Source organism: Sphingobium sp. EM0848, from assembly GCF_013375555.1.
Lineage (GTDB): Bacteria > Pseudomonadota > Alphaproteobacteria > Sphingomonadales > Sphingomonadaceae > Sphingobium.
In genome coordinates this window covers 295,216-318,946 of record NZ_JABXWB010000005.1, presented here as the reverse complement: position 1 = coordinate 318,946, position 23,731 = coordinate 295,216, and the positions used below count along the sequence as shown (strand labels likewise).

At 63.5% G+C, this 23,731-nt stretch carries 24 protein-coding genes; 17 read left to right on the top strand and 7 right to left on the bottom strand.

Annotated features, from left to right (window positions below):
• The first annotated feature begins 8 nt into the window (after positions 1–8).
• A complete protein-coding gene (locus tag HUK73_RS19845) occupies positions 9–851 on the top strand; it encodes an SDR family NAD(P)-dependent oxidoreductase (RefSeq protein ID WP_176593582.1) in 843 nt (280 codons plus the stop codon).
• A gap of 61 nt (positions 852–912) precedes the next feature.
• Entirely contained in the window at positions 913–1,680 is a 768-nt protein-coding gene (locus HUK73_RS19840; protein WP_176593581.1) for an enoyl-CoA hydratase-related protein, read from the top strand.
• Between the two features lie 92 nt (positions 1,681–1,772).
• On the opposite strand, the gene HUK73_RS19835 is transcribed toward HUK73_RS19840, so the two are convergent.
• From HUK73_RS19835 to HUK73_RS19825, 3 genes are all read right to left on the bottom strand, one after another.
• Entirely contained in the window at positions 1,773–2,909 is a 1,137-nt protein-coding gene (locus HUK73_RS19835; protein ID WP_176593580.1) for a thiolase family protein, read from the bottom strand.
• Positions 2,910–2,922: 13 nt separating this feature from the next.
• The gene (locus HUK73_RS19830; RefSeq protein ID WP_176593579.1) at positions 2,923–3,360 is read right to left on the bottom strand and encodes a Zn-ribbon domain-containing OB-fold protein; all 438 of its coding nucleotides are present in this window, start codon (positions 3,358–3,360) and stop codon (positions 2,923–2,925) included.
• 75 nt (positions 3,361–3,435) lie between these two features.
• A complete protein-coding gene (locus HUK73_RS19825; protein WP_176593578.1) occupies positions 3,436–4,650 on the bottom strand; it encodes an acyl-CoA dehydrogenase family protein in 1,215 nt (404 codons plus the stop codon).
• 156 nt (positions 4,651–4,806) lie between these two features.
• Between HUK73_RS19825 and HUK73_RS19820 the strand changes: the two genes are divergently transcribed.
• The 3 genes from HUK73_RS19820 to HUK73_RS19810 are packed head-to-tail and all read left to right on the top strand — an operon-like array spanning position 4,807 to position 9,429.
• Positions 4,807–5,985, top strand: a complete 1,179-nt coding sequence (locus tag HUK73_RS19820; RefSeq protein ID WP_176593577.1) for an acyl-CoA dehydrogenase family protein — start codon at positions 4,807–4,809, stop codon at positions 5,983–5,985.
• Positions 5,986–6,003: 18 nt separating this feature from the next.
• Complete coding sequence (locus HUK73_RS19815; RefSeq protein WP_176593576.1) at positions 6,004–8,160, top strand: CoA transferase; 2,157 nt, start codon at positions 6,004–6,006, stop codon at positions 8,158–8,160.
• Between the two features lie 27 nt (positions 8,161–8,187).
• A complete protein-coding gene (locus tag HUK73_RS19810; protein WP_176593575.1) occupies positions 8,188–9,429 on the top strand; it encodes a cytochrome P450 in 1,242 nt (413 codons plus the stop codon).
• 66 nt (positions 9,430–9,495) lie between these two features.
• Here HUK73_RS19810 and HUK73_RS19805 read toward each other — a convergent pair whose 3' ends face one another.
• A complete protein-coding gene (locus tag HUK73_RS19805) occupies positions 9,496–10,293 on the bottom strand; it encodes an enoyl-CoA hydratase/isomerase family protein (RefSeq protein WP_176593574.1) in 798 nt (265 codons plus the stop codon).
• A gap of 87 nt (positions 10,294–10,380) precedes the next feature.
• On the opposite strand from HUK73_RS19805, the gene HUK73_RS19800 reads away from it, so the two are divergent.
• The 4 genes from HUK73_RS19800 to HUK73_RS19785 all read left to right on the top strand — a co-directional run bounded on the left by HUK73_RS19800 (position 10,381) and on the right by HUK73_RS19785 (position 14,046).
• Complete coding sequence (locus tag HUK73_RS19800) at positions 10,381–10,677, top strand: acyl-CoA dehydrogenase family protein (protein ID WP_176593573.1); 297 nt, start codon at positions 10,381–10,383, stop codon at positions 10,675–10,677.
• 55 nt (positions 10,678–10,732) lie between these two features.
• Entirely contained in the window at positions 10,733–12,229 is a 1,497-nt protein-coding gene (gene istA, locus HUK73_RS19795; RefSeq protein ID WP_082430708.1) for an IS21 family transposase, read from the top strand.
• Positions 12,226–12,993 (top strand): IS21-like element helper ATPase IstB, encoded by a 768-nt coding sequence (gene istB, locus HUK73_RS19790; protein WP_054944222.1) that lies wholly within the window; start codon positions 12,226–12,228, stop codon positions 12,991–12,993. The genes istA and istB overlap by 4 nt, the downstream gene beginning before the upstream one ends.
• Positions 12,994–13,122: 129 nt before the next feature.
• Positions 13,123–14,046 carry an acyl-CoA dehydrogenase family protein gene (locus tag HUK73_RS19785; RefSeq protein WP_255326592.1) on the top strand — a complete coding sequence of 308 codons (924 nt, stop codon included), beginning with the start codon at positions 13,123–13,125 and terminating at the stop codon, positions 14,044–14,046.
• Between the two features lie 244 nt (positions 14,047–14,290).
• Here HUK73_RS19785 and HUK73_RS19780 read toward each other — a convergent pair whose 3' ends face one another.
• Both HUK73_RS19780 and HUK73_RS19775 read right to left on the bottom strand, forming a co-directional pair.
• Positions 14,291–14,815 carry a MarR family winged helix-turn-helix transcriptional regulator gene (locus HUK73_RS19780; protein ID WP_176593571.1) on the bottom strand — a complete coding sequence of 175 codons (525 nt, stop codon included), beginning with the start codon at positions 14,813–14,815 and terminating at the stop codon, positions 14,291–14,293.
• A 191-nt stretch (positions 14,816–15,006) separates the two neighbouring features.
• The gene (locus HUK73_RS19775; protein ID WP_176593570.1) at positions 15,007–15,486 is read right to left on the bottom strand and encodes a MarR family winged helix-turn-helix transcriptional regulator; all 480 of its coding nucleotides are present in this window, start codon (positions 15,484–15,486) and stop codon (positions 15,007–15,009) included.
• A 169-nt stretch (positions 15,487–15,655) separates the two neighbouring features.
• On the opposite strand from HUK73_RS19775, the gene HUK73_RS19770 reads away from it, so the two are divergent.
• From HUK73_RS19770 to HUK73_RS19750, 5 genes are read left to right on the top strand one after another with little or no spacing between them, the layout of a single operon-like run.
• A complete protein-coding gene (locus HUK73_RS19770; protein WP_176593569.1) occupies positions 15,656–16,789 on the top strand; it encodes a hypothetical protein in 1,134 nt (377 codons plus the stop codon).
• Between the two features lie 10 nt (positions 16,790–16,799).
• Entirely contained in the window at positions 16,800–17,852 is a 1,053-nt protein-coding gene (locus HUK73_RS19765) for a phosphotransferase family protein (RefSeq protein WP_176593568.1), read from the top strand.
• A 16-nt stretch (positions 17,853–17,868) separates the two neighbouring features.
• The gene (locus HUK73_RS19760; RefSeq protein ID WP_176593567.1) at positions 17,869–18,342 is read left to right on the top strand and encodes a hypothetical protein; all 474 of its coding nucleotides are present in this window, start codon (positions 17,869–17,871) and stop codon (positions 18,340–18,342) included.
• Positions 18,339–19,574 carry a phosphotransferase family protein gene (locus HUK73_RS19755; protein WP_176593566.1) on the top strand — a complete coding sequence of 412 codons (1,236 nt, stop codon included), beginning with the start codon at positions 18,339–18,341 and terminating at the stop codon, positions 19,572–19,574. Before HUK73_RS19760 ends, HUK73_RS19755 begins: the two co-directional genes overlap by 4 nt.
• Complete coding sequence (locus tag HUK73_RS19750; protein ID WP_176593565.1) at positions 19,571–20,353, top strand: enoyl-CoA hydratase/isomerase family protein; 783 nt, start codon at positions 19,571–19,573, stop codon at positions 20,351–20,353. The genes HUK73_RS19755 and HUK73_RS19750 overlap by 4 nt, the downstream gene beginning before the upstream one ends.
• Positions 20,354–20,397: 44 nt before the next feature.
• Here the strand turns inward: HUK73_RS19750 and HUK73_RS19745 are convergent, their stop codons facing one another.
• A complete protein-coding gene (locus tag HUK73_RS19745) occupies positions 20,398–20,709 on the bottom strand; it encodes a non-heme iron oxygenase ferredoxin subunit (protein ID WP_176593564.1) in 312 nt (103 codons plus the stop codon).
• A 58-nt stretch (positions 20,710–20,767) separates the two neighbouring features.
• Here HUK73_RS19745 and HUK73_RS19740 point away from each other — a divergent pair, with 58 nt between their 5' ends.
• The 3 genes from HUK73_RS19740 to HUK73_RS19730 are packed head-to-tail and all read left to right on the top strand — an operon-like array spanning position 20,768 to position 23,671.
• On the top strand, positions 20,768–22,327 hold the full coding sequence (locus HUK73_RS19740) for an AMP-binding protein (protein ID WP_255326445.1): 1,560 nt from the start codon (positions 20,768–20,770) through the stop codon (positions 22,325–22,327).
• Position 22,328: 1 nt separating this feature from the next.
• On the top strand, positions 22,329–22,781 hold the full coding sequence (locus HUK73_RS19735) for a MaoC family dehydratase (protein WP_176593563.1): 453 nt from the start codon (positions 22,329–22,331) through the stop codon (positions 22,779–22,781).
• Entirely contained in the window at positions 22,778–23,671 is an 894-nt protein-coding gene (locus tag HUK73_RS19730; RefSeq protein WP_176593562.1) for a CoA ester lyase, read from the top strand. The genes HUK73_RS19735 and HUK73_RS19730 overlap by 4 nt, the downstream gene beginning before the upstream one ends.
• The last annotated feature ends 60 nt before the right edge of the window (positions 23,672–23,731 follow it).

The window sequence follows — 23,731 nt, the reverse complement described above, 5'->3', positions numbered from 1 at the left end:
GCGCCATCATGAGCCGCACAGTTCTACTAACCGGCGGCGGCCGGGGACTGGGGCGCGTCATGGCCCATGCGCTGGCGAGGGATGGGCACAGCCTGCTCCTCTCCTCCCGCAGCGAAGATACGCTGATCGCGACCGCTGCCGAATGCCGCGCATTGGGCGTGGCGAAGGTTGATTATGTCCTTGCCGACCTCGCCGTGGCGGGGGAGGCGGAACGGCTGGCCGATGTCGCGCTCGACCGTTTCGGCACGATTGACATTCTCGTCAACAATGCCGGCATCGCGATCAACGAGGTGTCGAAGGACTATCTCACCAATCCCTATCGCTTCTGGCGGTCGGACCGGACGATCATCGAGCGCTATCTGGCGATCAACACGGTGGCGCCCATGATCCTCGCGATCCGGCTGGTGGATCAGATGAAAGCGCGCGGTTGGGGTCGGATCGTTGCGAACACGACCAGCCTCGATACGATGCTGCGCAGCTCGCTCTACGGCGCGTCCAAATCGGGGCTGGAGGCAGAAACGGCGATCATGGCCAATGACCTTGCGGGCAGCGGCGTGACCGCCAATGTCCTGGTTCCCGGCGGCGGCTGCGGGTCGCGGATGACCGATGAAATGGGCTTACCCCGGAAGGCGGTGCTGCCGCCGGAGATTATGGGGCCGCCCATGGCGTTCCTCGCCTCGGATGCGTCCGACGGGATCAACGGCCGCCGCATTCAGGCGCGGCTCTGGGATGCGGCCCTGCCGCCGCTCGAAGCGATGGAACAGGCCGGCGACGTCATTGCCTGGACCGGCTGCGGTATCCAGGGCGTCCAGCCCGCCGCCACGAAGCTGAGCGCACCCGGCCGTTATTGAAATGGCCAAACCTCCGCTCGAAGCGAACCGAGGTGGTTTCAATCTGATAGGGGAGCCGGTGATGGACTATTGCCTGATCGAGCGCGACGGGCCGATCCTGATCGTGACGATGAACTATCCGGAAAAGCTGAATGCGCTGGTTCCCGAATCGCACGAACAGATGGCCGCGATCTTTCGCGATTATGAGGCTGACCCGGCTCTGCGCGTCGCGATCTTGACCGGCGCGGGCCGCGCCTTTTGTGCCGGATCGGATATCTCGGCCTATGTCGCGGGCACCAATCGTCCGCTGCCGCCGGAGGGTGGGGGAGGGCTGACCCACAACCGCGCCCGGACCAAGCCGGTGATTGCCGCCGTCAATGGTCTGGCGATGGGCGGCGGCTTCGAGATTGCTTTGGCCTGCGACATCATCGTCGCTGATGAGCGCGCCGCCTTCGCGCTCCCCGAACCCAGGGTTGGCGCAGCCGCCATGGGTGGCGGCCTTACGCAACTGGCGCGCAAGCTGCCCGCCTCCATCGCCATGCAACTCGCGCTGACCGGCGAGCGGATCGATGCGGCCCGCGCCTATGCGCTGGGTCTGGTGTCGGAACTGGCGCCCGCAGGTGAGGCGCTCTCCGTCGCGCGCAGGCTCGCGGGTCAGATGCTGGAGGGCGCCCCGCTCGCGGTTACAGCCTCCCGCCGGATCGTCCAGATGACCCTTGAAGGCGCCTCGCTGGAGGAGCTCGACCGGCAGGAAGCCGCACTGCGTACCCAGGTCATGGCCAGCGCTGATTTCGCCGAGGGCATGGCCGCCTTCATGGAGAAGCGCAGGCCGCAATGGACGGAGCGCTGAATAGGGAATCGTCGTTCCCGCGCGGGCGGGAACCCATTTCCTGAGCGTTTATGGGAGATGGATCCCCGCCTTCGCGGGGATGACGTTACGCTTTACGCTTTCTCGAAAATATGCACCGCCGCGCTGGTGCCGAGGCCAACCACATGGGTCATGCCGATCTTCGCGCCCTTGACCTGACGCTCGCCCGCCTGACCGCGCAGGTGGAGGGCGATCTCATACATGTTCGCGATGCCCGTTGCCGCGATCGGATGCCCCTTTGACAGCAGCCCGCCCGACGCATTGACCGGGATCGAACCGGCCAGCTCGGTCGACCCGTCACGGATCATCCGCACGCCTTCGCCCTCGCCGCACAGCCCCAGATTCTCATAATGCTGCAACTCGACCGAGGCGAAGCAGTCATGCAGCTCGACCAGATCGAGATCCTTGGGATCGACCCCTGCCATCGCATAGGCTTTCTGCGCCGCCAGTCGGGTCGGCCCGTTGACATCGTGCATGATCGGATCGCGCTCCTGCCACGGCGCCGAAGCCATGGCCGAGCCACGGATGCGGATCGCGCGATCCATCAGCCCGCGCCGTTTCACCTGCTCCTCCGACATGACCACTGCCGCCGCCGCGCCGTCGACATTGACCGAGCACATCAGCTTGGTCAGCGGCCAAGCGATCGTCTCCGCCTCCAGCACCATGTCGAGCGGCGTTTCCTTGCGCAGGAAGGCCTTGGGATTCATCGTCGCATTGTGATGGTTCTTGACCGCCACCTGCGCGAAGTCCGCCTGGGCTGCGCCAGTGCGCGCCATATATTCGACGCCCGATTCCCCGAATACCGCGGGCATGGTGGCCGATCCCAAAATCCCCTCGGTCGGGATCGCGCCCGGCGCCGCCCCGCCCAGCATGCCCAGCCCCGTCATCTGCTCGACGCCGAAGCAAAGCACTGTGTCGAACTCGCCCGCCTTGATCGCCGTATAGGCCATGCGCACCGCCGAAGCGCCGGTCGAGCAGGCATTGACCAGATTGACGATCTGCACGCCGGTCTGGCCGATCTGCTGCAACACGCGCTGACCGATCATCGTTGTGTAATTGCTGCCCGAAAAGACCGCCTGCACGTCCTTGATGGTGATGCCGGCCTCGTCCAGCGCCTCCAGCGCCGCCTGCGCGCCCAGTTGCGCGGGCGTGCGATGGGGGTAGCGACCGAAATCGATCATGTGGATGCCCACAATGTAAATGTCACTCATGAAAGGGCACTCCTCAGGCCGAGACCGGTTCGAAATAATGGGCGATATAGCTGTTGCCGTCCTTGTCCTTGCGGCCCAGCGCATCGTCGAAACACACCCGCACGCGCTGGCCGGGGGCGGCATGTTCCGGTTCGAACCCGGCGGTGTGACGCAGCGTACCCTTCACCGTTGGCCCGCCGTCCAGATCGACCACGGCGGAGATGAAGGGCACCTCCACCCCCGGAAAGCCGCGCCGCACGATCACCGCCGAATGCAGCACGCCCTCTGAGGCGGGAATGAAGCTCTCCAGCACATCGGCCCGCCCGCCGCAGCGTCCGCAGGCGACCCGCTCGCTATCGGCATAGGTCGCGCCGCAGGCAGTGCATTTCTGGGCGATCAGGCTGGGCTGGCCCGCCGCATCGATGGTGATGAAGGGAAAGGCCGGACGCGGCGCATCAGTGCTGAGGCTCATAGGCTCGACTCTCGATTTGCATGTTTATGATACACATACGAACTATATGGGCAAATGCGTGCCCGTCAACAGGAATCACTTCCAGCCACGGGCAGCACGCCATTCGGCCTGCCGCTTCAGTTCCACCTTGGCGATGGTTTCGCGATGCACCTCGTCGGCGCCTTCGCCGATCCGCACGGTGCGCATATGCGCCCACATTTCCGGCAGCGGCGTGTCATAGCTGAGACCCGCGCCGCCATGGAACTGCATCGCCCGGTCCAGCACCTTCAGCGCCACATCGGGCGCCATCACCTTCAATTGCGCGATCTCGCCGCGCACCGCCTTCATGCCCTGCTCCTGCATCCGCCGCGCAGTCTGCACGATGAAGGCGCGGCAGGCGTCGATCTCGATGCGGCTGCGGGCAATGGCATCGGTCACGACCTGCCGCTCGACCAGCGGACGGCCGCCGATGATGCGCTTTTCCACCCAGCTGCACATTTCCATCATCGCCCGTTCCGCCGCGCCGATCGCGCCCATGCCGAGCTGGATGCGCCCGACGCCCAGCGTCGCTTGCATCATCAGAAAGCCTTCGCCTTCCTTGCCGATCAGGTTGCTGGCGGGAATGCGGACATTGTCGAAGATCAGGTCGCAATGGCCAAAGGGTGCGTCATCATAGCCCATCACCGTCTCGATCCGGCCGAGGCTGAGGCCCGCCGCCTCGCGCGGCACCAGCACCATCGAATGGCGCGCATGGCGCGGTGCGTTCACATCGGTCGCGCCCAACACCAGGAAGAAGCGGCATTCGTCCATCGCCCCGCCGGTCGCCCAGCTCTTGACCCCGTTCAACACATAGTCGTCACCCTCGCGCCTGATCTCGAATTTGAGGTCGGTGGGGTCGGACGAAGGCACGTTGCGCTCGGTGATGGAGATGCAGGACCGGATATCCCCCGCCACCAGAGGCTTCAGATAGCGCTCCTTGAGTTCCGCCGACGCATGGTTGTTCATGGCGGTGCTGTTGGAAATGGTGCCGGTATAGCAGTTGAAGATTTCCGGCCCGTGATTGCACCAGTTCATGATCTCGCAGATCGGCGCATAATCCATCAGCGACAGGCCGCGCCCGCCCAGCTCGACCGGCATGGGGAACAGCCACAGCCCCTTTTCCTTCGCTTCCGCCCGCAGCTGGCGCATGATCGGCGTATAGGTCCAGCGATTTTCCGCCGCCTGCAGCTGCTGATGATGCTCATGCTCTGTCGGGATCACCCGCTCCAGCATGAAGGCTTCTACCTGCCGGACCAGATCTTCATTCGCCATGGCTCGCTCTCCCAAGTGATTTTCATATTGCGCTAGCGTATCATCTGCTACATCACAATAGTGAAACCGCGTCGAGGGAATCAGCCGGACCAGTTCGTGCGTCCATCGACCGGCAAAACATGACCGATACCTGCGTATCGGCAATGGAGGATGAGGATGAGCGGCGTTTTCCTGAAGCTGGACCCCCGGAATTTCGAGACCGAAGACAGCCCCTATGGCGAAGAAATGGAGATGTTCCGCGCCACCGTGCGCGCCTATTTCGAGCGGGAGGTGGAGCCGCGCTATCGCGAATTCGAAGAATCCGGGACCGACCGCGCGATCTGGAACAAGGCGGGCGAATATGGGATCCTGGGCGCCACCATCCCCGAAGCCTATGGCGGCCCCGGCGCGAATCGCTTCTCGATCATGGTCGCGGCGGAAGAACTGGGCTATTCCCCGGCGGGTGCGACGGCCGGCTCCTTTATCGGCACGGACATCTGCACCAATTTCCTGGTCGACTATGGTACGGAGGAGCAGAAGCAGACCTATTTTCCCCGCATCATGACCGGCGACTGCGTGCAGGCCATGGGCATGACGGAGGCGGAATCGGGCTCGGACGCTTTTGCCGCGCGCACCACGGCGGTTCGCGATGGCGACGAATGGGTCATCAACGGCAGCAAGATCTACATTTCCAACGGCGCCAAGGCCGATATCGTCTATGTCCTGTGCAAGACCGCCCCGGAGTTGAAGGCCAAGGGCATGAGCATGATCATCGTGGAAAAGGGCACGCCCGGCTTCACCCAGCACCGCATGATCACGCAGGGTTACAAGGGCGGCGACACGGGCGAATTGTTCTTCGACGATGTGCGCGTGCCTGTGAGCAATCTGGTCGGCCCGGAAAATGGTGCGGCGGCGATGTTCGTACCCAATATGGCGCTCGACCGGTTGCAGATCGTCGCCCGCTCCATCGGCGCGGCGCAGCGGGCGTTCGAAATGACGCTGGAACATTGCCAGAATCGCAAGCTGTTCGGTCAGCGGCTGATCGACTTCCAGAACACCCAGTTCGTCCTTGCCCAGATGGAGACGGAAATCCGCGTCGGCCGCGCCTTCTATAATTCTCTGCTGCGCAAGGTCGTGAACAACAGCATCACCGATGCCGAAAGCTCGATGGCGAAGATCTGGTTGACGGAACTGGAATTCCGCACGCTCGACAATTGTGTGCAGCTCTGGGGCGGACAGGCGTGGATGGACGATCATCCGATCAGCCGCATGTTCACCGCCGCGCGCGTGCAGCGCATCTTCGCCGGCGCGACCGAATTGATGAAGGATGTTCTGGGCCGCCGCTACACGCGCTGATCGAGGGGAGGAAGTCTGATGAGCGCAGCCGGTTTGCTGGAAGGCCTCAAGATCGTCGATCTGGGCGTGGGTATGGCCCCCGCGCTGACGGCGAAGATGCTCGCCGAACTCGGCGCGAGCGTCACCCGGATCGAGCCGCAGGGCGGAGACCCTTTTGCGGCCATCTATCCCGCCTATGCGGTCTGGCACGGCAAGGCCGCCCGCGCCGCGCCGGACGCGCTGGAAGGGTTGTTGGCGCAGGCCGATGCCTGCCTGATCGGCGGGGAGGATCATCCCGACCTGCCCCGCCGTCGCGATGCCGCCGACCTGGTGGCGCGGCATCCGCATCTGGTCGTCCTTGACATGACGGACGGCCCTGCGGACACAGCCTATGTCGGCCCATCGACCGAATTGCTGGCGCAGGTGCGCAGCGGGCTGGTGTGGGAACAGGAACCGGACCGGCCGATCATCAACGCCTTCGAGCCCGGCACCTATGGCGCGGCCCTGTACGGGTTGGTCGGCCTCCTCGGCGCGCTGTTCGAGCGGGAGGCATCGGGGCAGGGGCAGCTCGTCACCACATCGCTCTTCGAAGGGGCGCTGCCCTGGATCGGCACCTATTGGGCGAAACTGGAAAAGCCGACCCCCATGGCCGATTTCGTCATCCCGCGCGGCGTCGCGCCGCTCATCTTCCGCACCCGCGACGATCGCTTCATCCATATGGCGATCGGCGGGGCGGGGTCAAAATATGGCTTCTATCAGGCGCTGGAGATTGATGATCCCACCGTCCTGCCCGGCGACAGCGGCATGCCCAAACCGGGCGGCAGCCGGAAGGATTTCTTCGGCGATTACGATCTGCTGGCCGCTCATGTGGCGAAGAAGGATTGCGACGATCTGCTCGCCCGCATCTGGGAACGCGGCCTGCCCGCCGAGGAGGTGCAGTTGCCCGGCGCCTGCTGGTCCGACCCGCAGGTCATCCATAACCGCATCATCGTAGCGGAAGCGGACGGCACCCGTCATGTCGGCCTGCCCTTCGCCGCCGTGCCGCTGGGCGAGGGCGCGGCCAAGCGCGCGCAAAAGGGCCGCAAGCCGCTCGAAGGGCTGAGGGTCGTCGATTGCGGCGCCTTTGTCGCAGGGCCGCTCGCGGGCGTGGCGCTGGCTGATCTGGGCGCTGACGTGGTCAAGGTCGAGGCCAAGCAGGGCGATCCCAACCGCTCGATCTTCAAATCCTTCGCCGTTGCAAACCATGCCAAGCGGGTGATCGGCGTCGACCTGAAACATGCCGATGGGCTGAAGGTGGTGCGGCAACTGTGCGCGGGCGCGGATGTGGTGATGAACAATTTCCGCCCTGGCGTCGCAAGGCGGCTGGGTGTCGATCCGCAGAGCCTCAGCCAGGTCAATCCCGCGCTGATCGCGCTGGAGGCGCCTGCCTTCGGCAATGAAGGTCCCGCCGCCGCCAAGGCCGGGTTCGACATGGTGATGCAGGCCTGGACCGGTCATGAGGTGAAGGCGGCGGGTGCGGGCAATGATCCGCGCTGGAACCGCACCAATCTGGTCGACATTGCGGGCGGCATGATCGGCGCGGTCGCGGTGATGGCGGCGCTGCTCCACCGTGAGCGCACCGGGCGCAGCGTCTCGCTGGAATCGCCGCTGTGCAATGCGGGCATCTATACGCTGTCCGAACTGATCCAGCGCCCCGATGGCAGCTTTGCCGGCATCCCGGCGCTGAGCGCGAGCCTTAGCGGTTATACTCCGCTCGAATGCCTGTATGAAGCGGCGGACGGCTGGGTCGCCATCGTCGCACGGGGGGAGCGGGCCGTCGCCGGCCTGCGCAACGCCCTCGACCTGCCCGAGCTGGAGGAAGGGCTGATCGCCGCCCGTGTCGGCCGGCTGGACCATGCTCAGCTCAAGGTCGCGCTCGAACCCCATGGTGTCTGGGTGGAGGCCTGCCGCGACGGCAAGGAACAGCAGATATTAACTGACCCGGACCTGATCGCTCGCGGCACCATCCGCGCGACACAGCATGCCGCCTTCGGCCAGATCAACGAGATCGGCACCGCTTTCTCCCTATCGCGTTCGGCTCTGGGCAATGACCTGCCCGCGCCGATGCCGGGGGCGCATACGCGGGAAATGCTGGCCGCGCTTGGCTATGCGGAGGAGTCGATCGAGAGCCTCTACACAGAGCAGGCCGTGGCGTGACAGGATAAGAAAAGGGAAGGGATGAAGATGAACGTGCAGGACTATGTGGATGTCGACCTGACCAACGCCCCGCGTGAGCGCGGCAAGGCGATGATCGACGATCTCGACCATATTCGCGACCAGACGCCGGTCTTCTGGAGCGAGCAGTCGCGATGCTGGTTCATCACCCGCCATGCCGATGTGGTCGATGCCTTCCAGCGGCGCATCCCGGTCACCAATGATGGGCGCATGTTCCCGGTCTTTCACCTGATCCCGCCGGAGCAATGGGACGCGCGCATTCCCACGCTCGTCAAATATTCGGACCTCTGGATCACCAGCACCGAGGGCGAGCGCCATGCCCGCCTGCGCTCGTTGCTGATGAAGGCGCTGAACCGCAAGATCGTCGAGGGCTTCCGCCCCTTTGCCCGCGCCCGTGCGGAATCGCTGGTCGACAAGATGATTGCCGAGGGCGAGCTGGAGTTCAACGAGGGCATATCGCGCGCCATGACCGGCGACGTGTTGTTCCAGCTGCTCGGCATGCCGCCCGAACTGACGCCGGAGCTGCGCAACTGGGCGACCTGGCTGATGGAAGGGGTGGGGGCGACCGTACCGACCGCCGAACGGCTGGAGAAGGCCAATTTGGCGCTCGAAAAGATGAACGAGGCGGTCGCCATCGAACTGGAAAAGCGCCGCACCGATCCGAAAGAGGATTTCCTCACCGGCCTGCTCAATGCGTCGGAGGGGGAGGACCGCCTTTCCTATGACGAGATATTGGCGCAGATGCATGTCGCGATCGTAGCGGGCCATGACACGACGATGAACACCATCACCCTGTCGGTCGAGGCTCTGGCGCGCGACCCCGAAGCCTGGGCCTGGGTCGAGGGCAATCAGGACAAGATGCTCGACATCGTGACCGAGCTTCAGCGCCATATCGCCATGGTCGGCGGCCAGCCGCGCCTCGTCTATGAGGATTTCGAGCTATATGGCCACAAGATCCGGAAGGGCGACATGATCGCCGTGCTGATCGCCACGGCCAATCGCGACCCGGCGGTGTTCCAGAATGCGGACCGGATCGACTTCACCCGCGACAATCGCGGATCGATGGTGTTCGCGCCGGGCGTGCATTTCTGCCTCGGTCATCATCTCGCCAAGATGCAGCTCACTGAATTTCTCGGCGCGCTGGTGCGCAAGGTGAAGACCATTGAGGTGCTGGACGAAGCGCTCGATTTCCTTCCGGTATGGGTCTTCCGCGGTGTGTATCAGATGAACGTTCGCGTGACGGCGCGATAACACCCTATTCCGTAAAATAAGGGAGTGCTCCTGCCTGCGCAGGAGCACGAAACCTGCAGAAACCGATCAGCACCCCCCGAAAACCGGGGGGCGCTTCTCTGTAAAAGCAGTGATCGCCTCGACGAAATCCTCCTGCATGGCGACCTTGCCCAGCATGGCGATCTCCGCGTCCAGTGCTTCGGCCAGCGTGCGCTGCTGCCCGCTCTGGAACAACGCCTTTGCCCCCTGCGCCGCCGCCGCCGGTCTGCTCGCGATCCGCCGCGCCACCTCCTCCGTGCGCGGCTCCAGCGCCTCGTCCGCCACTACCCAGTTCACCAGATTGTAGCGCTCCGCCGTCGCCGCATCGATCCGCTCGGCCATCAGCGACATCTGCATGGCGCGGGCGAGGCCGATCTTGCGCGTCAAGGCCCAGCTCTCGCCATGGTCGGGTGTATGGGCCAGATCGAGCTGCGGCAGGCTGAACTTCGCACTATCCGACGCGACCACCAGATCGGCCAGCAGAACGATCTGCAGCGCCACACCAATGGCGTGCCCGCGCACCGAGGCGATCACCGGCTGCGGCACACGCTGCATCGCCAGCGCCAGCGGCTTGGACAGGCTGCTGACCGCCTGCGTGAACCGATCATACCGGACCTGCGGATCGGGCGAGAGCCAGTCAGCGATATTGCCGATGTCGCCGCCGGCGGAGAAATGCTTGCCCTTGCCCGCGATCACCACCACCCGCGTCGCTCCATCCTCGGCCAGCGCCTCGAAAATCTCCGTCAGCCGCCGCGTCATCGCGTCATCGATGGCATTCATCCGGTCGGGCCGGTCGATCATGATCGTGCAGATGCCTTCGCCGTGCTCGATGGAAATCCGATCCATATCCCTCTCCCTTTTCGCTTGTCGGTCCCGGTCGGGCCATGTAGTGATCAAGCATATTATCATAAAGCGAACAAGATCGGAGAGGCCATGCCGTTAAATATCGATCCCGACATTTTCACTGACGGGCATGAGACGTTTCGCCGCACCGTCCGCCATTTCTTCGAGACGCAGGCCGATCCCTTCGCGGAACAATGGGATGAGGATCACGCCATCCCGCGCAGCTTCTGGTTGAAGGCGGGTGAGGCGGGAATACTCGGCATCGGCGTGCCGGAGGAATTTGGCGGCCCCGGCGGCGATTTCCTCGACCGTGTCGTGATGACTGAGAACGGCGGTGCAAAATTAGACCACGGTGGCGGCGGCGAAGTGCTGCTGCGGGCGGCGTAAAAGTCGTCCACTTTGCCTTCTTTGCGCGAGCAGGGAGGGCGTGGAGATATATACCGTGGATCTTTACCTGAAGGTGCGTCTTGCTTGCGCGGGCGGCATGAGCCAGCGTGAGGCGGCGAAGCATTTCAACGTATCGCGCGACACGGTCCGCAAGATGCTGTCGTATTCGGAGCCCCCCGGTTACCGCCGGACGGCGGCGGTGCGGCGGCCCAAGCTGGAAGCGTTCGTTCCGATCATCGATGCATGGCTTGATGGTGACCGTCAGGTTCCGCGCAAGCAGCGTCATACGGCGAAGCGGGTATTTGACCGCCTTCGCGAAGAGCACGGTTTCACCGGCGGCTACACGATCATCAAGGATTACATCCGACAGCGCGAGCAGCGCAGCCGGGAGATGTTCGTGCCGCTGGCGCATGCGCCCGGCCATGCCCAGGCAGATTTTGGTGAGGCCATGGTCGAGATCGGCGGTGTTGTGCAGAAGGCGCATTTCTTCGTGCTCGATCTACCGCACAGCGACGCCTGCTACGTGCGCGCCTATCCCGCTGCCGTTGCCGAGGCATGGATGGACGGCCACGTGCACGCCTTCGCGTTTTTCGGCGCGGTGCCGCTGTCGATCGTCTACGATAACGACCGCTGCCTGGTCTCGAAGATCCTGCCCGACGGCACGAGGCAGCGCGCCCGGCTGTTCAGCGGCTTCCTGTCGCATTACCTGATCCGCGATCGTTACGGCCGTCCCGGCAGGGGGAACGACAAAGGCAGTGTTGAAGGGCTGGTCGGTTATGCTCGCCGCAACTTCATGGTGCCGATCCCCCGGTTCGCGACGTGGGAGGCGTTCAACCTGTGGCTCGAGGAGCAATGCCGCAAGCGTCAGAACGACCGGCTGCGGGGCGAGAGCGAGACGATCGGCGAGAGGCTGAAGCGCGATCTGGCGGCGATGCAGGAACTGCCGGCTGCCCCGTTCGAGGCTTGTGACCAGACCAGCGGCCAGGTCTCGTCGCAGGCGCTGGTGCGTTACCGGACCAATGATTACTCGGTGCCGGTGCGCTTCGGCCATCAGGAGGTATGGATCCGGGGCTATGTCGGCGAGGTGGTGATCGGCTGCCGGGGCGAGGTCATTGCCCGTCATGTGCGCAGCTACGAGCGCGAGGACGTGATCTTCGATCCCATCCATTACCTTCCCCTGATCGAACAGAAGATCAATGCGCTCGATCAGGCAGCGCCCCTGCAAGGCTGGCACCTGCCCGAAGCGTTTGCAACGCTGCGCCGCCTCATGGAAGCTCGTATGGGCAAGCATGGTCGGCGCGAGTATGTGCAGGTGCTGCGTCTGCTGGAGAGCTTCACGCTTGCCGATCTGCATGCGGCCGTAAAGCAGGCTCTCGATATCGGGGCGATCGGCTTTGATGCCGTGAAGCATCTCCTGCTGTGCCGGGTGGAGCGCCGACCACCCCGATTGGACATGGCGATCTATCCCTATCTGCCCAGAGCCAGGGTGGAGACGACATCGGCGCGCTCCTACATGCAGTTGCTCTCGGGCGATGCGAAGGATGCGGCATGAGCAGTCCGTCCCCCGAGCTGTTACTGGCCAGCCACCTCAAGACGCTCAAGCTACCAACCTTCCTGCGCGAGCATGACAAGCTGGCCCGGCGATGCGCGGCCGAGGGCGCAGATCACGTCCGCTACCTTGCCCGGCTTGTCGAACTGGAGCTGATCGACCGGGAACGCCGGATGGTCGAGCGCCGGATCAAGGCTGCGAAGTTCCCGGCCGCCAAGAGCCTCGACAGCTTCGACTTTGCCGCGATCCCCAAGCTCAACAAGATGCAGGTGCTGGAACTGGCACGCTGCGACTGGATCAACCGCCGCGAGAACGTCATAGCCCTTGGTCCCTCGGGAACCGGCAAGACCCATGTGGCGATCGGCCTCGGCCTTGCCGCCTGCCAGAAGGGCCTGACGGTCGGCTTCACCACCGCGTCCGCGCTGGTCAGCGCGATGATGGAGGCACGCGACGAACGCCGCCTTCTGCGCCTCCACAAGCAAATGGCCGGATACAAGCTCCTCATCATCGATGAACTGGGGTTCGTGCCGCTCTCGAAAACCGGCGCGGAACTGCTGTTCGAGCTGATCTCGCAGCGTTACGAGCGCGGCTCGACGCTGATCACCAGCAACTTGCCGTTCGACGAGTGGACCGAAACGTTCGGCTCCGAGCGCCTGACAGGCGCGCTCCTCGACCGGCTTACCCACCACGTCTCCATACTCGAGATGAACGGAGAGAGCTATCGTCTGGCCCAAAGCCAGGCGCGCAAGGCACGCTCCAACCCCTGACAGAAAAGACCATCCGTGTGTTGGCGACCCCCACTCGGGCTACGCCCTCGCGGCGCTCGCCAGCACACGGATCACCCGGCCTGATTTTGCGCCGCCCAATGGCCGACTTTTACTCCGCCGTTGACAGTGATGACGCAGGAAATGGGCTATTCCATCTCCGGCGCCAGCATCGGCCCAGCCTTCCAGCGCGACCAGATGTGCGAACAGTTGATGGACTTCGGCACGGAAGAACAGAAACGTCAATGGCTGCCGAAAATGGTACGCGGGGAATGCCTGCTCGCCTTCACCGTGACCGAGCCGGATTCGGGCAGCGACCTTGCCTCGATCCGCACGACGGCGGTGCGCGACGGCGACGATTATGTAATCAACGGCGCCAAGACCTATATTAGCGGGATCGCCGACGCCGACCTGTTCATGGTCGCGTGCAAGACTGATCCGTCGGCCGGATCGCGCGGCATTTCGATCTTCCTTGTCGAGCGTGACCTACCGGGCCTGGGCATCGGGCGCATCCTCAGGAAAATGGGCTGCCATGCCTCCAATAACGGCGAACTGCTGTTCGACAATGTGCGCGTGCCGGCGAGCAATCTGTTCGGCCCCATGAATGGCGGGTTCAAGGTGCTGGTGAAAAGCCTCAACCGTGACCGGCTGATGTGGAGCATCATTGCCCATGCCGCCGCGACCCGCGCCTTCGACCTGACCGTCGAGTTCGTCAAGAACCGCCGGGCTTTCGGCCAGACCATCTTCGACTTCCAGAATACCCAGTTCAAGTTGGCCGACATGAAGGCGGAACTCGACGTCGGCCAAGCCTATATCGACCATTGCCTGCGCACCTACGAGCGCAAGGGAGAGGTCGACATGGGCGAGGCGACCGTCGCGAAACTATGGCTGCCGGAAATGGAAGGGCGTGTACTCGACCAGTGCGTCCAGCTTCATGGCGGGGCGGGCTATATGCATGAATATCCGGTGTCCCGCCTGTTCACCGCAGGCCGCCTGCATCGCATTTTCGCGGGGACGGCGGAGATCATGCGGCTTCAGATCGGGCGGGCGCTATAGACCCGTTCTTCGTTACCTCAAGGGCATGATCCGAGAGATTGGGCCGGATCATGCCCTTCCACCTTTGCAGGCCGACTGGTCCTAGTGTGGTGGATTTGAAATGCGCTTCATTATAGCGGCCAGATGGGGAGCGTATTTCAAATCCATAAACCACACTGGAAACATATATTTGCTAGTGACCCTGACGAATCTGAAGTTCGTTTAGCGCCCGCCCAATAGTGTGACGAACTTCAGCTTCGGGTCACTAGAGGGGAGAAGGCTCCTCCGCTTCCTGTGGGTTCTCCTTGCCGGTCCGCCGTTTCCGGTAATGATCATCCATCTCGATGAGATTGCGCTTCATCCGGTGCAACACATCCTCGGCAAAGAGGATTTCTTCCGCGGTCACACAGTCCATCATGTCCCGGTTGAGGGCGGTCGACCGGCTTTGCATGCCGTCGAGCAAAGCCTGTCCCTTGGCTGTGATCGCGACCCGCTTGGCGCGGCGGTCGACCGGATCGGCCTTCCGCTCGACATAGCCGGAGGCTTCCATCCGGTCGAGCAATCCCCCCAGCGCCACCTTGCCGATATCCAATATCTGGGCCAACTCGGTCTGCATCATCTCGTGATTGGAATCGCTCAACAGGTTGGTGAGTACCCACCATTGGGACCGGGTAATGCCCAGCGGCCGCATGACCTTGTCCACAATGGTCCGGCGCAGTCGTGATACATCATGCAGCAGAAACCCAAGACGGTAACGATTGGCATCAGGGGGCGTCGGCAGATCGTCCATATTCTGTCCTTCCGCTGCCGCTGGGGCAGGGGGTCCTCCGCAATATTGCGGATATAAGACCAATACATCCGCACCAAAATAATACGCAAGCGAAATTTATGGATACGCAATATAGCGGACAAGCCTCATCGCACGGGCGATCAGCTCGCGTGCCTGCTATGTATATGAAAGTTGAAGAAAAAGGGAAACGCTCAGCCGCCGCTGTTGCGCAGTTCCGCATCCATTTCGATCAGCCGCTTCTTCATGCGGTGCATGATATCCTCGGCCAGCCGGACCTCTTCCTCGCTGATGTCGCGCAGGGTTTCGCGATTGAGGTCAGCGCCCTGCTCCTGCATCTGTTCCAGCACTTCCTCGCCCTTGCGGGTCATGACCACGCGCTTGGCGCGGCGGTCGGCCGGATCGGCCTTGCGCTCGATATAGCCCGACGCCTCCAGCCGGTCGAGCAGCCCGCCCAGCGCTACCTTGCCGATGTCCAGCACATTGGCGAGTTCGGTCTGCACCATTTCATGACTGCTGTTGCGCGACAGATTGCTGAGGACCCACCATTGCGAGCGCGTGATCCCCAGGGGTTTCAGCGCCTTGTCGATGACCGTGCGGCGCAGGCGCGACACGTCATGGATCAGGAAACCCAGGCGAAACTGGCTGGCGACCGGCGTGTCCGTATAGTCCATCGTGCGAAAAGTCCGAAAAATTACCCTCTTGGCATGAGGTTCGCCGCCTATTCTGTCAAGAAAATTGCGCGGATGCAATATATACACATGCAGATGGTATGCATACGAACTTCTATTGACCTGACCTTTCTTCGCCCATATGCCTTGGAGCATAATGAGGGAGAGAGATGTGCTGACTCCGCTGGACGAGACGCTGCACCATCAGGCGCCGCTGACCTTCGACCATGTCCATTCGACCGATCACCGATTCTATGACCGTCAGCTGATGGGCGGCTTCCGCGCCGATGGCGAGATCGCCTTTCTGGCCGGCATCACCATCTTCAAGAATATGAATGTGATGGAGGGCTTCGCCATGGTGCAGGCCCGGTCGAATCGTCAATATAATGTCCGCCTGACCCGCCAGCTCCGCCCCATGCCGGACAGCGAGGCGCGGATCGGTCCGCTGTCGCTCACCGTCATCGAAGCCTTCAAGACGCTGTGTTACGAGCTGGAGTCGGGCGACTATCCCATCTCGCTCGATATGCGTTTCGATGCGATGCTCCCGCCGCGGCTGGAACATCCTCATGTCTCGCGCGGCGACGGGCGGCTGCACACAGACTATCTGCGCTACAACCAGCTTGGCCGGGTCAGCGGCCATATCATGGTGGAGGGCGAGCGGTTCGAGGCAGGCGACTGGTTCGGCTGGCGCGACCATAGCTGGGGCGTGCGGCCCGGCGTCGGCGGCTTCGAACCGATGACCGGCACGCCCAGCGCGGGTGGCGTTGCGTCCGCCTCGCGCACCGGCGGCAAGGGGCTGTTCCTTGTCCATGCGGGTTTCCGCGCGGGGAAGCTCGGCGGCGCGGTCCAACTGATCGAGGATGGCGAGGGCAAGCGCATCTACACAGAGGGCGAAGTGCGCGAAGGGGAGGGCGATCCCATCGAAGTCACCGACATCGCGCATGACGTGATCTTCAAGCCCGGCACTCGCGTCTTCGACCGGATGGCGCTCGACCTGACGCTGGCCGACGGCCGCCATATCCCGATCGAGGCACAAGCGGTCGGCCGTCCCTGGGTCTATCGCGGTGGCGGCTTCGACGGCGGTTTCACGGACGGGCAGGGGCAGGGTGTCTGGCGTTCGCGCGATCTGGCGTTCGAAATCGACAGCTACGACATCAGCGACCCGGAAGCCGTCATCCTGCCCGATGGTAGCAGCGCCACCCCCAAGCATCGCGAGCAGCTTGCCACCTGCAAGATCGGTGGCGAATCCGGCAACGCCTATATCCCGATGTTCGTCATCGGCCCCCAGCCGCGTTTCGGCTTTTGAGGGACAGCATATGATCGACCAAACATCCCTATCCGACTATTTCGCCGCCCATATGGGCACGGGCGTCCGTGTCACCCGCTTCAAACGCACCTTCCCCGGCATCAGCCGCGAAACCTTCCTGGTCTGGACCGACGAAGGTGGGAAGGAAGGCGGCTATGTCTTTCGCACCGATGCGCTGGGTGGCCCTATCTGCCCGGTGCCGCTGGAATATGAATATCGTATCATCAAGGGCCTTTATGCGACCGCCGTGCCGGTGGCCGAGCCGCTCTGGTTCGACGCCGCGCCGGCGCTGACGGAAGGGCGCCCGGTCATGGTCCGTCGCATGGTTGACGGCAGCAACGACCTGCCCGGTCTCTATGATGAGGGCTCGGAGGCCGCCGCCCGCCGCCAGCGTGTCGCGCTCGACCATGCCGAAAAGCTGGCCACGCTCCATTCGCTCGACCTCGAAGCGACCGGCTTCACCGCCTTTGTCGACATGCCCGCCTCTGCCGCGGATTGCGCGCGTTTCGACTTCGATCGCTGGATGGGCATTTTCCGCGAGGTTCGCACAGATCCCTTCCCCCTCGTGACCGAGGCCGCCTATTGGCTGAAGGAGCATCTGCCCACCACCGCCCCGCGCATTTCGCTGTGCAAGGGCAATAATGGCATGGGCGAGGAAATCTGGAAGGACGACAAGATCGTTGCCCTGTCCGACTGGGAACTGGCCTTTGCCGGCGACCCGGCGCAGGACTGGGCTCTCTCGCAGGGCATGCTGACGCTGGGCGACGCGGAAACCACGCTGCGCCATTATGAGGACGTCGCGGGCTTTCGTATCGATCGATCCAGCCTCGATTTCTACCGCGTCTGGGAAGTGTGGAAGGCGGTGCCGACGCTCAACAATGGTCTGCGTCCCTTCCTGTCGGGCGAAAATCCGCGTGTGCCCCGGCTCAATCTCGGCTTTGGGCGGGTGAAGCTGTTCGAACAGCTGCTCGCCATGATGATTGGCAAGCCGATCGACGAAGCCGCCCATATCGTCGCGGAGTGGCGCAAAAGCCCCTACCGCCCCGAAAATGCAGCCAATTGAAGGGAGAGCGGACGCCATGATGCCGACAACCCAGCAGATGCTCGCGGCGGTGCAACTCGCCCTTCAGGAGCATGTCGCGCCGAAGATCGACGACCAATGGGCGCAAAGCGCACTGCGCAGCGTCGACGTGATCCTGAATCACCTCCAGGCGCGCGTGCCGGTCGAAGGGCCGATGCTGCATGAGGACAGTCGTGAACTGGTCGCGCTGCTCGCTTCCGCCCGCGATCGACTATCCTATGACGAGCCGGCGCTCGCCGCTTTCCTGAGCGAAGCGCCCGCCCTGCTCGACGGCTATGCCCGCGTAGACGCGCTTCAGCTGCTCAACCATAAGGGCCGCGAAGCCGTCGACGCGTTGCTGCACCATTGCCATGCCCGAAAGGGCGATGCCGCCGCGGCCGCCGTCCATGCCGATCTCCATGCCTGGCTGCTCAAACATGCCGACAGGGAAAGCGGCTTCTTCTTCCCGACCTATGTGGGGAGGCCGGTGTGAACGATCCTCTGTTGGGTGAGAAGCTGCGCAGTATCCTCGCCGCCGTCCGCGCCGACCTGAAGCCGCAGCTTCCCCAAGGCAATCCCAGCCTGCGCTGCGACCTCATTGAAATGATGCTCGCCCGCCTCGCGGTGGAGGCGGAGGAAATCGCAGGCCCAACCCCCGGCGTCGCCGCCGAAGCCGACTGGCGCAATGCCCATGAGGCGAAGATCGCCGCCATCCTCGCTGCGCCCGTCACCTCCGCCGGATCGGGCGCCGAACTGGAAATCCCCGCCGAAACCTTCACCTGCTGGTTCGCGGACAAGGACCCGTCGATTCGGATCGACAGGGTGACGACGGTTCCCGGCGGCCGGTCCAAGGGTACGATCCTGCTGGATAGCGCGGATGGCCGCCAACTGGTCATCCGCCGCGACTTCGCCGCCGCTGTAACCGGCACCTCCGTCACCGAGGAATTTCCGGTGATCAAGGCGGTCCATGGCAAGGGCCTGCGGGTCCCCGAACCGCTCTGGCTGGAGGATAGCCCGCAAGCCATTGGCGGCCGCTTCATCGTCTTTGAACGGCTCGCCGGTTCCTCGATGGGCACCCTCTTCTCGACCGACGCGACGCCCGCCTTTTGTCGCGACTTCGCCGCCGAACTGGCGAAGCTCCACAGCCTCGACATTGACGCGCTGGACCTTGCCGATAGCCTGCTCTACGGCCGCGCGGAGCATCCGGTTCGCGCCCATGTCGAAAGCTATGAGCGCCGTTATCGCAACGGCATGGCGCCCGTACCGCTGATCGACGCGGCCTTCGCCTGGCTCCATGAGCAGCTGCCCCGGATCGGCCATGAACGCCGCCTCGTCCATGGCGATGCGGGCTTGCACAACACGCTGGGGGAGGGGGACCGGCTCACCGGCCTGCTCGACTGGGAGTTCACCCATGCCGGCGACCCCGCGGAGGATCTGGCCTATTGCCGCTTCCTCGTCTCCCGCGTGCTGCCATGGGAGGAATTCATGGCCGCCTATCGCGACGCGGGTGGCCCCCCGGTCAGCGAGGTGCGCATGGCCTTCTTCACCGTCTGGCGCACACTGTTGCTCTCGGTGCTGACCGGCTTTGCGCGGCACAGCTATGACAGCGGCGTGGACCGCGACCTGCGCATCGCCTCCATCGGCTGCAACACTTTCCCCAAGCAGTTGCGCGACCTCGCCAATGATCTCGCCCCAATGATTGCGAAAACGGAGATGCAAGCATGAGCGACCCCGAACTGAGCTTCGTCATCGACGGTCCCATCGCCCGCGCGACGATCAACCGGCCGCATGCCATGAACGCGATGAAGAACGGCATGTGGGAGACTTTGGGCGACCATCTGCGCGCCATCGAATTCAACCGCGACGTGCGCGTGGTGCTGATCACCGGCGCGGGCGACAATTTCTGCGCGGGTGGCGACGTCAAGGAATTTTCGACCACGCTGGGCATGACTGATCTGGAACGCGCCAATCACTGGATGACCAGCGGCGACAAGGGCAACCAGCTTTTTACCATGATCGAGCGCATTCCCCAGCCGGTGGTGACGCGCATCCGGGGCATGGCGGCGGGCGGGGGGCTTGCCATGGTGGCGGCGGCGGACCTCGCCATCGCCTCGGACAAGAGTCGGTTCCTTGCCGCCCAGATACGGGTGGGTGTCATCCCGGACTCAGCACTCAGCTATAATCTGGTGCGCAATATCGGCCCGAAGCGCGCCAAGCAGATTGCCTATCTGGGGGATATTTTCGGGCCAGGCGAGGCGCTGGATTTCGGCCTCATCAACTGGGTCGTTTCCGATGAAGAACTGGATATCCATACTGAAAAGCTACTCGCCCGTATCGCACAACTGCCACAGGAGGCACTCGGCCGTACCAAGCGTGCCATGAACATTGCCCATCGCATTTCGGTGGTCGATCATCTGGCGCAGGAAACCATCGACATCGGCGCGGTGGTTGCCCATCCCGATTATGCGGAGCGGGTCACAGCCTTCATGGAACGCCAGCGCTAAGCCAAATCTCTAACGTGTTCCTGCCCTCGCAGGAACACGAAATCTCATAAATCCACAAAGACCTCATCCCCTTCGATCCGAATCGGGAAAGTCTTGAGCGGATCCATGCAGGGCAGGCGGCACGGCTCACCGGTCTTGATGTTGAAAGCGCCGTCATGCCAGGAACAGATGACCTGCCCGTTCTCGATATAGCCGTCTTCGGACAGGCTTGCCTCGCCATGGGTGCAGATATCGGACGTGGCGAACACTTCATCACCGATCATGTAAAGCGCCAGCGCCGGATGGTCCGCAACCTGCGCCTTGAAGATTTCCCCATCCTCCAGATCGGACAGCTGGCACGCCTTCACCAAACCCATTTGCAACGCCTCTCCAAAGATACTATTCTGCATTATGCACTAGCGAACTATACGCATCATGCTAGAAGAGTTCAACGGTAAAACCATGCACAGCCATCCCGACCAGCATCCCCGCAAATGGGCGAAATCCGACCCCGATCGGCCAGCGATCCTCTACCCCTCACTGGATGTGACGATTCGCTATGGCGAGCTGGATGCGCGCGCCAATCGCTGCGCCCATCTGCTCCGGGCGAGAGGACTCAAGCGCGGCGATCATTTCGCGATGCTGGTGGAAAATCTGCCGGTCTTTCATGAACTGGTCTGGGCCGGGCATAATGCGGGCCTCTATTACACCGCGATCAGTTGGCGTTTCCATGAGGATGAGATCGCCTTCATCATCGGCAATTGCGGTGCGCGGCTGGTCTTTTACAGCGCCCGGCAGGCAGCGCTGGTCGACCGGCTGAAACCCCGCTTCCCCGACCTTGCCTTCATCGATGTCAGCGACGGCAGCTATGCGGCGGACTTCCCCGCGACCCCCATCGCCGATGAAAGCCGCGGATCGGACATGCTCTACAGCTCCGGCTCCACCGGCCGGCCCAAGGGCATCAAGCAACATTTGCCCGACAGCGGCATAGACGGGCTGTCGAAGATGTTCGCCCTCTATGCGGACCGCTATGGCTGGGGGGAGGACACGGTCTATCTGATGCCCTGTCCGCTCTATCATAGCGGCCCGATGCGCTTTGCCATGGCAATGCAGCAGATCGGCGCGACGCTGATCGTGATGGAGGCGTTCGACGCGGAGCAGGCGCTGGATCTTGTCGCGCGCCACGGCGTCACCCATGCCCATTGGGTGCCAACGATGCTGGTGCGCCTGCTGAAACTGCCCGCGGAGGTGAAGGCGCGCTATGACCTCTCCTCGATCCGTACCATCATCCACGGCGCGGCCCCCATCGCTCCGGACGTCAAGCGCGCCGCGCTCGACTGGTTCGGTCCGATCCTGGAGGAAAGCTATGGCGGGACGGAGGGCAACGGCCTCACCATGATCAGCTCGACGGAATGGCTGGCCCATCCCGGATCGGTCGGCCGCCCCTTTCTGGGCGCGGTGCATATCCTGGACGATGAAGGCTGCGAAGTCCCGACGGGACAGGTCGGCACAGTCTGGTTCTCCGGGGGCCCCGGTTTCGCCTATCATCAGGACCCGGACCGCACGGCGGACGCCCATGATGCGGACGGGCGCAGCACGCTGGGCGACATCGGCTATGTCGATGCAGAGGGCTATCTTTATCTCACCGACCGGCGCGCCAGCATGGCGATCTCCGGCGGGGTCAATATTTTCCCGCAGGAGGCGGAAAACCGCCTGATCTCCCATCCCGCCGTGGCGGACGCCAGCGTCTTCGCCGTGCCGGACGAGGATATGGGGGAGGTGCTGCACGCCGTTATCCAGCCTTTGGACCCAGCCGCCGACACCGGCGCGCTGACGGACGACCTCCGCGCATGGTGCCGCGCCGGGCTGGCTTCGATCAAATGCCCACGCAGTTGGGAATATCGTGCCCACCTGCCGCGCCACGACACCGGGAAAATCTATGCGCGCCACCTCAAGGATGAATGGCTGGCGCGCCACGGCAAAAAAGGAGGATGACATGGCAGGAATCTGGTTCGACGACATGGTGGTGGGGCAGCGGTTCGATCATCCCATCCGCCGCACGGTGACGGAAACGGACAATGTCCTCTTCACCGCGATGACGCACAATCCCGCGCTGCTGCATCTGGACGAGGAATATATGAAAGGCACCGAATTCGGCGCCCGCATCGTCAATTCGGCCTTCACCCTGGGCCTGATGGTCGGCATTTCGGTGGGCGACACGACGCTGGGCACCGCCGTCGCCAATCTTGGCTGGGACGAGGTGCGCTTCCCCAAGCCCCTGTTCCACGGCGACACGATCAATGTGGTCACGGAAGTCATCGACCTGCGCGAGTCCAAGTCGCGCCCCGAAGCCGGGATCGTCACCTTCCTGCATCAGGCCTTCAACCAGCATGGCGACCTTGTGGCTTCCTGCAAACGCTCCGGCCTGCAAAGGCGGAGGCCCGCATGAGCCTGCCTCTTCGCTCGATGCTGTTCATCCCCGGCGACAGCGAAAAGAAGATGGCAAAGGCGCCGACATGCGGTGCCGATGCGGTCATTCTCGATCTGGAGGATTCGGTCAGCCCGGAAAACAAGCCGCTCGCGCGCAGGCTGGTTCCGGACTTCCTGCGTACCACGCCGCGAGGACAGCGGACGGTGCAATATTGGGTGCGGGTCAACCCGTTCGACACTGGCCTGACGCTGGACGATCTCGCCGCGATCATGCCCGGCGCGCCCGACGGCATCATGCAGCCCAAGACCAATGACCCGGGGGATGTGCGCCGCCTGTCCCACTATCTCGACGCGCTGGAGGCGGTGCACGGGCTGGAACGCGGATCGGTGAAAATCCTTCCCGTCGCCACCGAAACGGCCATCGCCCCCTTCACCCTCGGCCAGTTCGCCACGGCCGGTCTGGATCGGCTCGCGGGCCTCACCTGGGGCGCCGAAGACCTGTCCGCCGCGCTCGGCGCCAGCACCAATGTCGATGCCAGCGGCGAATGGGCCTTCACCTATAAAATGGCGCGCTCGCTCTGTTTGCTGGCTGCCCATGCTTCGGGCGTGCAGGCGATCGATACCCTCTACGTCGACTTTCGCAACGAGGAGGGGCTGCGCGCCTCCTGTCGCGCCGCCCGTGCCGAAGGCTTCACCGGCCGCATCGCCATCCACCCGGCCCAGGTCGCGGGGATCAACGAAGGCTTCATGCCCTCCCCGGAGGAGGTGGACCACGCCCGCCGTGTCCTCCAAGCCTTCGCCGCCCATCCGGGCGCGGGCACGGTGGGGCTGGATGGCAAGATGGTCGACATTCCCCATCGCAAACAGGCTGAACGCACCCTTGCCCAAGCGAGAGCCTTTTCGCCGTGAGCGAAAAGGCTCTCGCTTATTGCTGTCGCATTTTCCGGGCCGTTGACCGTCAACGGTCAA

Excerpts from the sequence above, each read along its gene's own strand:
- HUK73_RS19835 (WP_176593580.1), bottom strand. The coding sequence starts at position 2,909 with ATGAGTGACATTTACATTGTGGGCATCCACATGATCGATTTCGGTCGC.
- HUK73_RS19805 (WP_176593574.1), bottom strand. The coding sequence starts at position 10,293 with ATGGATCGGATTTCCATCGAGCACGGCGAAGGCATCTGCACGATCATG.
- HUK73_RS19735 (WP_176593563.1), top strand. The coding sequence starts at position 22,329 with ATGGCAGGAATCTGGTTCGACGACATGGTGGTGGGGCAGCGGTTCGAT.
- HUK73_RS19800 (WP_176593573.1), top strand. The coding sequence starts at position 10,381 with ATGCCGTTAAATATCGATCCCGACATTTTCACTGACGGGCATGAGACG.
- HUK73_RS19740 (WP_255326445.1), top strand. The coding sequence starts at position 20,768 with ATGCTAGAAGAGTTCAACGGTAAAACCATGCACAGCCATCCCGACCAG.
- HUK73_RS19750 (WP_176593565.1), top strand. The coding sequence starts at position 19,571 with ATGAGCGACCCCGAACTGAGCTTCGTCATCGACGGTCCCATCGCCCGC.
- HUK73_RS19760 (WP_176593567.1), top strand. The coding sequence starts at position 17,869 with ATGATGCCGACAACCCAGCAGATGCTCGCGGCGGTGCAACTCGCCCTT.
- HUK73_RS19820 (WP_176593577.1), top strand. The coding sequence starts at position 4,807 with ATGAGCGGCGTTTTCCTGAAGCTGGACCCCCGGAATTTCGAGACCGAA.
- HUK73_RS19785 (WP_255326592.1), top strand. The coding sequence starts at position 13,123 with ATGACGCAGGAAATGGGCTATTCCATCTCCGGCGCCAGCATCGGCCCA.
- HUK73_RS19780 (WP_176593571.1), bottom strand. The coding sequence starts at position 14,815 with ATGGACGATCTGCCGACGCCCCCTGATGCCAATCGTTACCGTCTTGGG.
- HUK73_RS19745 (WP_176593564.1), bottom strand. The coding sequence starts at position 20,709 with ATGGGTTTGGTGAAGGCGTGCCAGCTGTCCGATCTGGAGGATGGGGAA.
- HUK73_RS19840 (WP_176593581.1), top strand. The coding sequence starts at position 913 with ATGGACTATTGCCTGATCGAGCGCGACGGGCCGATCCTGATCGTGACG.
- HUK73_RS19845 (WP_176593582.1), top strand. The coding sequence starts at position 9 with ATGAGCCGCACAGTTCTACTAACCGGCGGCGGCCGGGGACTGGGGCGC.
- HUK73_RS19765 (WP_176593568.1), top strand. The coding sequence starts at position 16,800 with ATGATCGACCAAACATCCCTATCCGACTATTTCGCCGCCCATATGGGC.
- istB (WP_054944222.1), top strand. The coding sequence starts at position 12,226 with ATGAGCAGTCCGTCCCCCGAGCTGTTACTGGCCAGCCACCTCAAGACG.
- HUK73_RS19810 (WP_176593575.1), top strand. The coding sequence starts at position 8,188 with ATGAACGTGCAGGACTATGTGGATGTCGACCTGACCAACGCCCCGCGT.
- HUK73_RS19825 (WP_176593578.1), bottom strand. The coding sequence starts at position 4,650 with ATGGCGAATGAAGATCTGGTCCGGCAGGTAGAAGCCTTCATGCTGGAG.
- HUK73_RS19815 (WP_176593576.1), top strand. The coding sequence starts at position 6,004 with ATGAGCGCAGCCGGTTTGCTGGAAGGCCTCAAGATCGTCGATCTGGGC.
- HUK73_RS19730 (WP_176593562.1), top strand. The coding sequence starts at position 22,778 with ATGAGCCTGCCTCTTCGCTCGATGCTGTTCATCCCCGGCGACAGCGAA.
- HUK73_RS19775 (WP_176593570.1), bottom strand. The coding sequence starts at position 15,486 with ATGGACTATACGGACACGCCGGTCGCCAGCCAGTTTCGCCTGGGTTTC.
- HUK73_RS19830 (WP_176593579.1), bottom strand. The coding sequence starts at position 3,360 with ATGAGCCTCAGCACTGATGCGCCGCGTCCGGCCTTTCCCTTCATCACC.